At 47.1% G+C, this 12,245-nt stretch carries 9 protein-coding genes; 2 read left to right on the top strand and 7 right to left on the bottom strand.

Annotated features, from left to right (window positions below; genetic code table 11):
• Positions 1-174: 174 nt before the first annotated feature.
• The 4 genes from LRP57_RS07430 to LRP57_RS07415 form a co-directional block, all read right to left on the bottom strand.
• A complete protein-coding gene (locus tag LRP57_RS07430) occupies positions 175-810 on the bottom strand; it encodes a dihydrofolate reductase (RefSeq protein WP_269212815.1) in 636 nt (211 codons plus the stop codon).
• Entirely contained in the window at positions 807-1,616 is an 810-nt protein-coding gene (locus LRP57_RS07425) for a thymidylate synthase (RefSeq protein ID WP_231205908.1), read from the bottom strand. The genes LRP57_RS07430 and LRP57_RS07425 overlap by 4 nt, the downstream gene beginning before the upstream one ends.
• Positions 1,617-1,723: 107 nt before the next feature.
• Complete coding sequence (locus LRP57_RS07420; protein WP_231205907.1) at positions 1,724-2,185, bottom strand: OsmC family protein; 462 nt, start codon at positions 2,183-2,185, stop codon at positions 1,724-1,726.
• A 93-nt stretch (positions 2,186-2,278) separates the two neighbouring features.
• The gene (locus tag LRP57_RS07415) at positions 2,279-2,770 is read right to left on the bottom strand and encodes a DUF2505 domain-containing protein (protein WP_231205906.1); all 492 of its coding nucleotides are present in this window, start codon (positions 2,768-2,770) and stop codon (positions 2,279-2,281) included.
• A gap of 64 nt (positions 2,771-2,834) precedes the next feature.
• Between LRP57_RS07415 and LRP57_RS07410 the strand changes: the two genes are divergently transcribed.
• Complete coding sequence (locus LRP57_RS07410; RefSeq protein WP_231205905.1) at positions 2,835-4,289, top strand: sensor histidine kinase; 1,455 nt, start codon at positions 2,835-2,837, stop codon at positions 4,287-4,289.
• A 241-nt stretch (positions 4,290-4,530) separates the two neighbouring features.
• Here the strand turns inward: LRP57_RS07410 and LRP57_RS07405 are convergent, their stop codons facing one another.
• On the bottom strand, positions 4,531-4,779 hold the full coding sequence (locus LRP57_RS07405) for a WhiB family transcriptional regulator (RefSeq protein ID WP_231205904.1): 249 nt from the start codon (positions 4,777-4,779) through the stop codon (positions 4,531-4,533).
• 200 nt (positions 4,780-4,979) lie between these two features.
• A complete protein-coding gene (locus LRP57_RS07400; protein WP_231205903.1) occupies positions 4,980-8,225 on the bottom strand; it encodes an FtsK/SpoIIIE domain-containing protein in 3,246 nt (1,081 codons plus the stop codon).
• 161 nt (positions 8,226-8,386) lie between these two features.
• Between LRP57_RS07400 and ligA the strand changes: the two genes are divergently transcribed.
• Positions 8,387-10,786: an NAD-dependent DNA ligase LigA gene (ligA, locus tag LRP57_RS07395; RefSeq protein WP_442984720.1), complete on the top strand. Its 2,400-nt coding sequence runs from the start codon at positions 8,387-8,389 to the stop codon at positions 10,784-10,786.
• Between the two features lie 71 nt (positions 10,787-10,857).
• Here the strand turns inward: ligA and LRP57_RS07390 are convergent, their stop codons facing one another.
• Complete coding sequence (locus LRP57_RS07390; protein ID WP_231205902.1) at positions 10,858-12,120, bottom strand: phospholipase D-like domain-containing protein; 1,263 nt, start codon at positions 12,118-12,120, stop codon at positions 10,858-10,860.
• Positions 12,121-12,245: the final 125 nt, after the last annotated feature.

The raw sequence follows: 12,245 nt of genomic DNA, 5'->3' as shown, positions 1-12,245 counted from the left end.
CGGTAATTGCACACAATGCTGTGAGGCTCTCAGGCGATACAGAGAGGTCGGTATGAACGAATATTTATCGTGAGTTACAGTCCTACGTTTGCGCATTTACTCAGGACCAGCAATGAAGCATTGAATAAGTATTATTCGCACGCATCTTGCGTGTGATATGCGACAGATGAGGGATTACTTGCGGAAATATGTCGTCACTTTCCATTGTGCATCCCCAGAACATGGTCGCCATGATGTATCTGAACGCTGAGGATCCACGGTCCATACAAGTGGATCGATAACGGGTGCATACACGAGAGGATCAGTTGGCTCGTGGGAAACAGTGAAATCTAAATCGGTGACGACAAGCTCATCAACAAAAGACATTGCTTCCTGATAAATAAGCCCACCGCCGGTCACCCAGACCGTGTCAGCCCCATGCTCTTTCGCCCATGAGTGGCATACGTCTAAAGCTTCAGATAGTGATGAGACAACGAGTGCGCCGTCAGCCTTATAGGAAGTATTACGTGTCACTACGACATTGAGGCGGCCCGGTAAAGCAGCGCCAAGTGCTTCCCAAGAGGCTCGTCCCATCAAGATAGGGCAGCCCAGCGTTTCTTTCTTAAAATGAGCAAAATCTGCCGGAACATGCCACAACATTCCTGTGCCAGAACCAAGAACTCTACGGCGATCTTGCGCCCAAATGGAGGCAATACGTATTTTTGTAGGCGCGGCAGGGGATTCCTGAACTGAAATCTCATCAGAAAAATGATGTGCGGGATTACGATATTCTTCGTCGTCTTTATCGTGTGAGGAAAAGTATGCGCTCATACGGCTACCGGTGCTTTGATTGTTGGATGGTGGCGATAATTTTCAATGGTCACATCGTCAAAATCGTATTCGAATAACGAGGGAGCTTGGCGTAAATGCAGTGTGGGAAATTCATAGGGAGTGCGTGAGAGCTGCTCACGTACTTGCTCTACGTGGTTGTGGTAGATATGGCAGTCCCCGCCCGTCCAAATGAATTCTCCAACCTCAAGTCCTGCTTGCTGAGCGAACATGTGGGTGAGTAATGCGTAGGAAGCAATGTTAAAAGGGACTCCAAGAAACATGTCAGCACTACGCTGGTAGAGTTGCAGGCTTAAGCGCCCTTCAGAAACATACAGTTGGAAAAAAGCATGACATGGTTCTAAAGCCATACGGGAAAGATCTCCAACATTCCACGCTGAAACAATCATGCGTCGTGAGTCCGGTTGGGTTTTTAATGTTTCAAGGACACGGGAAATCTGGTCAATGGATTCACCTTGAGCTGTATTCCAATGACGCCATTGAACACCGTATACAGGACCGAGATCCCCATTTTCGTCAGCCCACTCATTCCAGATGCGAATACCGTTGTCCTGCAGCCATTTCACATTGGAATCACCCCGTAAAAACCACAGCAATTCACCGATGATAGATTTTAAATGGACACGTTTAGTGGTAATCAGAGGAAAACCTGTAGATAGGTCATATCGGAGCTGCCCGCCGAATACAGAATGTGTGCCTGTACCTGTGCGGTCACTTTTCACGCTGCCTTTTGTCATGATATGCGCTAATAAATCTTCATATTGTCGATCAATAGGTGCGCAATTCATTAGGTGTATTCCTTTCAGCAGAACGCAAATAAGCGTAGGTAACAGAGATAGGAAAGGTGGGTGTTCGCTGTGAGAACCGGGAGAGTAACCCGTGTGGGCGAATAGTTTTACGAATCTTCGGAAAGATTCTCAGAAACAAAAGCACGTGTGTAGGGCATGGGATGTTCAAAAGAATGTCCGATGGTGCAGTTGCGGTCAATTGCTTTTTCTGCGCGGCGGAGCATAGAATCCCGAGTTTCATCGTCAAGCCCGGAAAGGTCTTGTACAAGCTCGACTTGGAAAGATTCAAAACGATCAGCTTCTTCGTTGTATTGGCCTGAAACCCCAATAAATTGGGCGAAATCTTCACCGAGTGTGCCAGCCAAACGAATATCAGATGACATTGCGTTACACCCCGCAATTGCCAGTTTAAGCAGGTCGCCAGGTGTAAAACATCCCGGCCCGTCGCCTACTCGTACTTCAGCGCCGCGCGCATTACGGGCAATGTATTGACGGATGCCAGTGCGTTCAAGATATAAAGCGGGTGCAGGATTTTCGTTTGGAAGATTGTCAGATGGTGTGTCATTCATAGGTCTTATTCTTCCATTAATAACGTGTAGATGCGTGGGTAGAAGAAAATAATAGGGCAGATCTTTACGTACTGTGGATAAGTGGAAAGAGGTTCAGTAGTTGTGTTCGCTGAGCCATTCTTCGATAAGTTTTTCTTCGGAATGTGCTATTTCTTCCACAGAATGAGCGAGGAAATTTTCAATAGCGCGGCCAAAAAAAGGGATATGCACTGTGAAAGTCGCTGTAATGGCTCGTGAAGTTCCTTGAAGATCGGTAGTGAGTTTTTGATGAGCTTCCAGGGTAAACGGAAGATCTTGAGAGGAAATAACGGTGAATCCATTCCATGAAGTGTCTGTTTCTTTCAGCCATTTTTCTGTGATACGTACATTCTGCGTATCTGTTTTCTTCAGGAAAGGCAGTGCTTGTGCAGGAAAGAGGGAAGTTGGTATAGAGAGGTCTATGGTGAGGCCTTTATCAGTGGAATGATGGGTGTATTTTTTGAGTCCTGCGTGACGGATTCTGTACTCGCTGACGGCAGGATCCATCAGGGCATGCGCGACAGTGTCAATATTGCATGCATGATGGATATGTATTGTGATTTCCATGATTATCTCCGAGAAAACGTTATTTACTTCAGATAAGTGACATTCTCCCACTAGACTCGAATGTATGAGAAGCCTGACGCAGTTGGCTGAGGCCGCACGTTCGTTGCCCCTGACACCTAAAGATGTTGATTGGTTGCATCTTTTATTAGCTGATTGGCAGGTTCTTGCAGACCTTGCGGCAGCTGACCTTGTGTTATGGCTGCCGACAGAGGACGAGCGTTTCGTAGCGGTTTCGCATTGTCGACCAGCCACCTCAGCTACTGTCCATGTGGATGACATTATTGGATTGTATTTACCTGCGGCGCGTGAGGTGGAGATGCGGCGTGCTTTGCTGACGGGGAAAGTAGTGAAAGCTTCGTCAGCTCGCTGGGCGGGGACCTATTCCATGATGGAAACATGTGTCCCTGTTTCGCATGAGGGAAAAGTTATTGCGGTCGTTTCGTGTGAAGCGAATTTGTCGTCACCGCGTATGTCTATGGGATTTGAGACGTGGACTTTGCAGGCTGCCGATCATCTGTGTCATATGATGTCGCGTGGGGAATATCCGTATGATTCAACCCCTTCGGTGACATCACATGGTGTGCCGCGTGTACTTGATGGTGTGGTTCTTTTAGATGCTGATGGGCGTGTACAACAATTGACACCAAATGCGGTGTCGTGTTTGAAGCGTTTGGGTATTCATCGCACTGTTATTGGGCGTGTGCTTGTTCAAGAAATTACAGAGGTCGCTGGCGAGGAAACGTTAGCGGAAGAAACGCTTCCTGTGGTTTTGATGGGGCGTGCGTCTTGGCGGGTAGAAATAGCTGCTTATGCGTCAACGGTGACTATGCGTGCTTTACCTTTGCAGGATGGGCGTAAACGTTTGGGCGCTGTTGTGCTGACTCGTGATGTGACTGAAATGCGTCGTCGTGAACAAGAACTTATGACAAAAGATGCAACAATTAGGGAAATTCATCATCGTGTGAAAAATAATTTGCAGACAGTATCGGCTTTACTGCGTTTGCAGGCGCGACGAAGCGATCAAGCGGCTGTAAAGAAAGCGCTTGCAGAAGCTGAGCGTCGAGTCCAGTCGATTGCAACTGTGCATGAGGCCTTATCGCATAATGTTGATGAAACTGTGGATTTTGATGAGGTTGCGCGTTCGGTTCTGCGTTTATCTGGTGCTGTTGCTGTGACAGATCAATCTGTTGAGGTGGTGACCAGGGGGCGTTTTGGTATTTTGCGTGCAGAGCAGGCGCAGGCTTTAGCGTCGGTGTTGAATGAGCTTGTTGCTAATTCGGTGGAGCATGGCTTGAAATCGGGTCAGGGGACTGTAGTTGTGGATGCGCAAAGGGATGAGGACCGCTTAGTTATCACTGTAACTGATGATGGTGAGGGTTTTGATCCGAATGTGCCAATGAGTGGTTTAGGAACACAAATTGTGCGCCAAGTGGTGCGCGGTGAACTTCATGGAATCATTGAGTGGACTTCGCCGGAGCAAGGTGGTACGTGTGCCACTATTAAAATGCGCCCAGAATGATTGTGTGTGTGGACTTTTCTGAAAAAGTTCTATGTTAAAAGTTAGCTTTGTGGCTTTATACGGGAATATGTGGGGTAGGTTCAGCCGTATTTAGACTTGTGAGCCTGTTTTCTGCTTATGGCTGAATCAGGTCAATATTGTAAAAGCGCATATAAAGCATGGAATTATTCATGGGGTACTCGCACTTTTATTGCTGTAAGAAAATGTGGGAGTACGTGTCTGTACTCTTGGTGAGTGCAGCTCAGGATGTGCGTCGTGCGCGTGCTGCGCGTCGTTTAAGTGAGCGGCGTTCTTCTTCGCTCATTCCGCCCCAAACGCCTGAGTCTTGATTGTTGTCGAGAGCCCACTGTAAGCAAGTTTTCTGTACGGTGCATGTGGAGCATACTGCTTTAGCTTCGGCTGCTTGTGCGATAGCTGGACCCGTATTACCAATGGGAAAGAACAGCTCGGGGTCTACACTGAGACATGCTGCCTTACTCCGCCAGTCCATGTGTATATCCTCTTTTCAGGGTCGCTGTATCGTCACAATTTTATAGATGAAGAAAAAATCTCACTAGGGTTAAGTGTGGTGCATTCGTGTGCTCTGTTCAAGAGTTACTTTGAATATATTTGCTTTTTTTACTGTGTGAACCGTCACGTATTTTTAATACCTGGAAAAGTTGCAATAAAAATCCGCTGAAATTTCAGTTTTCATCTATGATCTATATAAAATCGTTCAAGTGTGCGCCCCTGCAAGAATAAACCGCACTTTTTTGGCCACTTACACGTATCGACACGTATTTTTCTTTCTCCTGTGAGCCCACGTAATGCTCGTACAGTTTCAGGTAAAGGTTCCGGTGCCAAAATATGTAAGTCAGGTGCAGCATGTATGCGTGGCCATTGTGTTGCAGGCACAATACACACCTCATCATGTCCTATGTCATGAGGGGAAATATCCGTGCGAAGATGCAGTGTTTTTCCTTGAAGTTCATAACAGCGTATGAGGGCATTGTGTGTGCTCTGGGTGTTATCTCCGATGATGACCCATCGTGCCTGTTTATGAATATGTAAGGGGGCTAAGTCGCTTCCGATTCGTAGGGGAATACGGGTGTTATGGCTGTTGTTTGCAAGTGGAGTGTGTTGAAGTCCTGCGTTGAAACTTTCTGCTGGCCTCGACGAATATTCTTCCAGAGTACGTACTTTCCACTTTTGCTCTTGCGTTAAGGGTATATGAAAAACAAAGGGAGAATGGCCCTGGTCAATCTGAGGGATAGCTTGGGGTATGTGACAGGGGAATACATTACCGTTCTCACAGACAAGAAATCGCCCAGGAATCCGCGATATATCTGGCGCCTGTGACAGCCCCGACCGCAATTTTTCTTCTGAAGTGAAAGCGCGAATGAAACGTTGCTGAAAAGGGGCGTCATGCGGACAAGACAATCCAGGGAATGCTGCTGCAAGAGTAAAACCACAATAAGAGGAGATATGAAATAAAGTGCGTTGTAACTGTAAAGCAGCATGCGTGCCATACTCTGTTTCAAGGGTATTCATAGTGGCAGGAAAATCCTCAATGATGAGCACCGCTGGCACGTGATCTTCGATTTCTTCACATAAAGCAGCAACTTCATACGCTGATGTGTATGGAACAATGCTGGAAATTATGGGGTGAATAAGGGAAGGATGGCAGAAGTCTCCTGATTGAGCATGTGGACGAGCAATAATATGAATAGGTCGTTGCGTAGCTACACCAATACGTATTCCCAGGCAACGAATCGTCTCGGCAAGTAGGTGAGCTTCATTTCCCGGCCCTTCGCAGGATATATGCCCTTGATTCCACATCAGCGTGGGCAAAGTATAGGGTGATACGGTTGAGCTATGTTTTTCCACCGAATGTGCGGTGCCATTGACAAGTGGAGGAATTTTTCCCGTATCTAAAAGACCAAGTGAAATGCCTCGGTCGTTATTTTCAGGTAAACAATCCCAGTCGAGTTTTTCGGGTAATTCAGGCAGCCACAATGGATCAGGGCGTTTGTGACCCCATATTCCTATCACTGAAGCAACAAATTCAGATGCACTGGGCACATAAGCCATTTGCACCTCACCATATGAGCTAATAATTGCGCGGCCCGGTATGCGTGGAAGTTGCGCTGCATCGTCAGAACCAATCAAATCGAATGAATCAGATTTCTCGGCGCATCTCAAGGCAATGCGAATATCCATATTGGCTTTCATCGTGGCATGAACGGCTCCACTTGGTCGTTGTGTTGCAGCGATCAGATGAAGCCCTAATGAGCGTCCTTGTGAAGCTAAACGTAAAAGCGAATCCATGATATCGGGATGTTCTGCACTTACTTCACGAAACTCATCAATGGCAATCACTATAAAAGGAGGAGGTTTTGGGGCTGTCCCAGCATGGAAAGCCCTATTCCAGGATGCAATATCTGCAAAACCGTGACTGTGGAGTAAAGATTCACGTAAATGGAGGTGCTGGTCAAGTGCGTGTAAGGCTCGTTGTGTTTCTTCCGGCTTAAAATTTGTTAATACTGCCACCACATGAGGCAAAGGCTGAAGTGGCGCAAAGGCGGCTCCACCCTTGTAATCAATCAAAACGAAACGTACCTTATCTGGACTGTGACGGTGAGCTAAAGAGAGTAGCCAGGTGATAAGTGCTTGCGATTTACCAGAGCCGGTTGTTCCAGCGAGTAAAGCATGAGGACCATCGCCAATAAGGTCAATTTCAACGGGAGCATGATGATGAGCAATGACCGTACTCAGCGAATGATTGCTGTGTGGCGCGTGCTGCGTAAGTAAATCACTGAGCATGACAGATGAAGGTAATTTTGCCGAATCGTGGACGTAACGAGCACATTGTAGGAACCACAACTGGCTGATAGGCGAGTGCTGTGCAGCGATGAGAGTATCACACCAAGCGGGGAGGCCGTGCATAGTGTGTGCAGTTGCCAGTGAAATCCCTTGAGAAGATAAGTCCATTGGAGTGTTTTCATCTGCAATGAAAATCTTCAAAGGATTTTTTGCTGTTCCCAGCTTTATGGACTTTCCTTGGGGCAAAGTAACATGAACGCTTCCCCAATAGGCAGCAATTTGTGCACACCACCATAAGGCCATTTCGCGTGCGTAGGGGCCATAAAAACCAGGTGCATAGACCGTTGTATCACTGTGATCTGCGGTGAAGTTTTTTTCGGCAGTTTCAGGAATAACTTGATGATAAACACGACGATGATGTGCGTGTCCGACCCAAAGCAGCATATGAGAACGGGAGTTTTTCATATGTGGGGATACAGATGCTTCGAGGACAAGGCAAAGGAAAGCAGCGTCAATTGTGCGCCATTGTTTTCGGTTGCGAAAAATACGGTAGAGATTCCACAAACCGGCTCCGATAATAAAAGAAAGACCCGCGCAAGTCACAATGATGAAAGCCCAATGCCATAACTCCTTGTGTGAATGAAATGAAAATAAAGAAGGGAGCCTCCAGAGGGCAAAAAGAATAAAAAAGAATGGTCCAATTCGTGTGGCATATGTGCGTAATGATCGTTCAGATGCAGGGGATTGAATCGTGGGCCACTGAAGGCGAGGAGGACGCGAACGTACATGAAAAATATCTGAACCGAGACGAATGTATTCTCCTGCATGCACAAGATGTTCATTTTGTTTCCTGATACGTCGCCACCAGGGTGTTCTTCTTTTCCAGTAAATAGGTTGATATTCATGTGTGCAGGTGATTGTGATACCGGTACCAGTAGCCGTATGCACATTTTTTCGCGTGGCATGTATGTAGGCATGTTGACGTGAAATCGTAGGATCAGTTAAGGGAACATAACCTGCACGTCCAAGAATGCTGTGCGCAGTCAGGGGAATAACAGCGCCTTTATCAGGTCCAGCAATGCACGCGAGGTGGTAGCGGGATCGCAAAGCGGCTGTAGCAGTCCTTTCAGTCATTACGCTCTCTTTCTTCGATCTGTAATTCATTGTGGAAAAGAAAAATACGCGTACACGACTGGGGGAACAGACATGTGGATAAAGGCGACTCTTTCCACAACTTCGTTGAGATATGCGGTTGAACGTGAAATGAAATGTCAGGAAATGACACAATACATGTCATGGTGAGTGAGTATTCTGCCTTAGGGCATGGTGCGACTGTTGATTTTTCCAGTGAGCAAGCTCAACAACGTTATATGGAACTTGTTGAGCTCATTGAAAATGCGCGTGTTGCTTACTATGACAAGGACGATCCCACCATTTCAGACGCGCATTATGATGCCGCGTATCGTGAGCTTGAAAGTCTTGAGGAAAAGTATCCTCACCTGCGCTCGCAGACATCTCCTACTCTTTCTGTCGGTGGAAGTGTCCATAATCTTTTTACTCCGAGTACTCATCTGCAACGGATGATGAGTTTGGATGACGTATTTTCTTTGGACGAACTTGCAGCATGGGAAAGCCGGGTTCATACGGATAATGGGACAGCAATTCCTATGACCGTTGAAGTAAAAGTTGACGGTTTAGCAGTAAACCTCCTGTATGAAAATGGTTGCCTTATCAAAGCGGCAACACGAGGGGATGGGCGTGTAGGGGAAGACGTCACAGCGAATGTTCTGACAATTTCACGTGTTGTACGGCAACTAAAAGGTGATTCTTTCCCTTATCGCGTGGAAATTCGAGGAGAAATTTATTTTCCAGTTGCCGATTTTCACCAACTGAATGAAGCCCGTATTGCTGCGGGTGAAAAACCTTTCGTTAATCCACGTAATGCGGCTGCGGGGTCTTTACGTCAAAAAGATCCTGCAATTACTGCAAGCCGTCCTCTGGCTCTGTTGGTTCATGGCGTAGGTGAAGTTGAGCTATCTCCAACTGATTCGGATACGCTTCCACTTTTCCATATGCCAACAACGCAGTACGAGTGGTATCAGCAGATCGCGCAGTGGGGTTTACCGGTTTCACCACATACACGCTTGCTCACAGGAAAAACAGCAATTGAAGAAAGAATTAGTGAACTGGGAGCTATGCGCCACGACCTCGATCATGAAATTGATGGAGTGGTTATTAAGGTAAATGACCTGTCTTTGCAACGCTCTTTGGGAACCACATCCCGTGCACCGCGTTGGGCATGTGCATATAAATTTCCGCCAGAAGAAGTACACACCCGTCTGTTAGATATTCGTGTACAAGTGGGGCGCACAGGACGGGTTACTCCTTTTGGTGTCATGGAAACAGTACTTGTCGCAGGCTCGTATGTTTCACGCGCGACATTGCATAATCCAAGTGAAGTGGAACGTAAAGGCGTCTTGATTGGTGATGTCGTGGTTTTACGTAAAGCTGGCGATATCATCCCTGAAATTGTGGCTCCCGTTGTTTCTCAACGAAACGGTACAGAACGACCTTTTGTTATGCCGACGCATTGCCCTTCATGCGGTGCTCCTTTGGCGCCTGCTAAAGAAGATGATGTTGATGTGCGCTGTCCGAATCAGGCGTCATGTCCAGCGCAAATTACTGAACGATTGGCTTTTATTGGCTCACGGCAGTGCTTTGATATTGAAGGTTTAGGCGCTGAAACGGCTTTAGCGCTGACACAGCCAGAGCTTCAGCGTGCGCAAGTTGCGGCCGCACTTGTCAGCGGCGAACCCGTATGTTTAGCTGACGGAAAAGTTCTCATGTACCCGGCAGATACGCCTGAAAATAACGATCATGCGCATATGCTTTCAGTTGCAGAAAATATGCTTCCAGAACTTCAAAGCCCTGTTTTACACAGTGAAGCTGATGTGTTTTCCTTGACGGCAGATATGCTTCGGGATGTGTACATATGGCAAAGAGGAATACTTCCTCAAGCAGTACGCGAAGCAACGGGTACAGAATACGGGTGGAAATATATTCGGGCTTTTTGGTCGAGCGGGCAGAGGCGTAAAGATGGTTCTTTCCGTAAAGGACAAGAAGAACGACCAACCAAAGGCCTAGTCACAATGCTCACTCAGCTAGAGGAAGCAAAACAACAACCTTTGTGGCGGGTAGTGAATGCTTTATCTATTCGTCATATTGGGCCAACGGGAGCGCAAGCATTAACTGTGGCTTTCCCGTCAATGGCTGCTCTTTCTCAAGCGAGTTTTGAGGAACTTTCGCAAGTTGAAGGTGTGGGGGCGACAATAGCTGAAGCACTTCAGGAATGGTTCAGTGTGGATTGGCATCGCCAGATTATTGAAAGCTGGGCGCATGCTGGGGTACGTATGGAAGATGAAGTGTCGCAGCCTTTATCTGACACATTACTGGGGGTGACAGTTGTGGTTTCTGGTGCGATGCCTGGCTATGACCGTGAAGGTGCTAAACAAGCAATCATTCAACGGGGAGGCAAAGCAACAAGTAGTGTTTCTCGTAAAACACATGTGGTTGTCATTGGTGAAGGATCAGGTTCTAAAGCTACGAAAGCTGAAGCACTTGGAATCCCTATTATTGATGCGCAGGATTTCACTACCCTTTTGGAAGGCGGCCTTGAGGCCGTTGGAATTTCTTAGGTTTTTCTTGCAACAAAATCTGATGAGTACTCGCCGGTGTGCTTGATGTGAGCCTGTCAGATTTGCGGAAACTACACCATAAATTCAAATGGATGAAGGATGTATTCCAGAGCCTTCGTTGTCCACGAGCGATTCTCCCATTCTTCAATGGTGAGTTTGCGAGCAGTGGTGAGGTCATTGCGGAATATGAATTCCATATGTTGCGCGAGTTCACGTGAGTGGAACTGCATATTGACTTCGTAGTTTCCTTGCAGTGAAAGTCGGTCAATATTTGCTGTGCCAACGGTGGACCATCGTCCGTCTACTGTCATAGTTTTCGAATGGACCATCGCATGACGGTAGAGCCATATTTCAATTCCCGACCGTAATAATTGACCGTAGTACGGGCGAGCAACCCAGTCTGCCATTATGTGATTGGAATATTCGGGGATAAGGACCTGAATTTTTACGCCGCGTCGAGCTGCCGCACATAAGGCGTTGAGGATCTCACGGTCAGGTATGAAATACGCCTGTGTGATGAGGATACGATCAGTAGCTCTTTCAATAGCGTCAATGTAGAGCCCTCGAACTGGGTATAACAAACGCGAAGGTAAATTAAAAGCAGCGGTGATTTCTGTGTGCCATTCACGTGCGCCTTGGTCAGGTAGGCGGGGGTGGTGGCGGAGCTTGAAGTGATTCCAGAAATCAACAAATCCGTTTTCTAATTCCCATACTGCAGGTCCGGTAATACACACGTGGGTGTCACGCCATTCTTCTGCGAAAGGAATACCGATGTTGTAGCCTCCGACGAAAGCAGCTTTCCCATCGACGACGAGGATTTTACGGTGGTCCCTGCCTGTTCTACGTAAATCGAGGAGGAGCATTCCTAAACGTATTTCTGGGAAACGTCGGACGTATAAGTGCGGTATTTTTGGCATCCGATAAAAGAAAGGATTTTGGTTGAGTACGCCAAAACCGTCATATACGACATATACATCGACACCTCTGCGCGCTGCAGATATGAGTGCGTCTTTGAATTTTTGTCCCCATTCATCTGAACGCCAGATAAAGGTTTCAAAGTAAATATGTGATGTGGCGTTTTCAATATGCGCCAACATGTCAGAGTATAAAGACAGGCCTTCAGTGTATGTGCGTACAGTGTTATCGAAAATCTGTGAGTCAGTTGGGGAGACTGTGGGAAATCCATGTCTGCCGCCGGGTATGCGGCGTTTACGCATTCGGTCAATCGCATGAACTGTGACTACTGCTGCTGCCTGTGTGAGGAGCAGAGCTTTTCCCACGGTCTTGACCGTAGATATCACTTGCGGCAGAGTTGGCTTTTTCAAAGTCCACATGAATTTAGCCTAGCTTGGGAAACTTTCTTACGCGCACGTATTCAGTGACTGAATAGGTCTGTATGAGTGTGCGTATGTGACTTTTCACCTGAAATCTCAATATCGCCACCTGGCTGGCGCGCCTT

Source organism: Schaalia sp. lx-260 (genome assembly GCF_021083645.1).
Taxonomy (GTDB): domain Bacteria; phylum Actinomycetota; class Actinomycetes; order Actinomycetales; family Actinomycetaceae; genus Pauljensenia.
The sequence above is the reverse complement of the archived record's forward strand: the minus strand, read 5'-3'. Positions and strand labels throughout refer to the sequence as shown.

Bases quoted from the DNA above. Each gene is read 5' to 3' on its own strand.
- LRP57_RS07400 (WP_231205903.1), bottom strand. From the start codon at position 8,225: ATGACTGAAAGGACTGCTACAGCCGCTTTGCGATCCCGCTACCACCTC.
- LRP57_RS07430 (WP_269212815.1), bottom strand. From the start codon at position 810: ATGAGCGCATACTTTTCCTCACACGATAAAGACGACGAAGAATATCGT.
- LRP57_RS07405 (WP_231205904.1), bottom strand. From the start codon at position 4,779: ATGGACTGGCGGAGTAAGGCAGCATGTCTCAGTGTAGACCCCGAGCTG.
- LRP57_RS07410 (WP_231205905.1), top strand. From the start codon at position 2,835: ATGAGAAGCCTGACGCAGTTGGCTGAGGCCGCACGTTCGTTGCCCCTG.
- LRP57_RS07425 (WP_231205908.1), bottom strand. From the start codon at position 1,616: ATGAATTGCGCACCTATTGATCGACAATATGAAGATTTATTAGCGCAT.
- LRP57_RS07415 (WP_231205906.1), bottom strand. From the start codon at position 2,770: ATGGAAATCACAATACATATCCATCATGCATGCAATATTGACACTGTC.
- LRP57_RS07420 (WP_231205907.1), bottom strand. From the start codon at position 2,185: ATGAATGACACACCATCTGACAATCTTCCAAACGAAAATCCTGCACCC.
- LRP57_RS07390 (WP_231205902.1), bottom strand. From the start codon at position 12,120: ATGTGGACTTTGAAAAAGCCAACTCTGCCGCAAGTGATATCTACGGTC.
- ligA (WP_442984720.1), top strand. From the start codon at position 8,387: ATGGTGAGTGAGTATTCTGCCTTAGGGCATGGTGCGACTGTTGATTTT.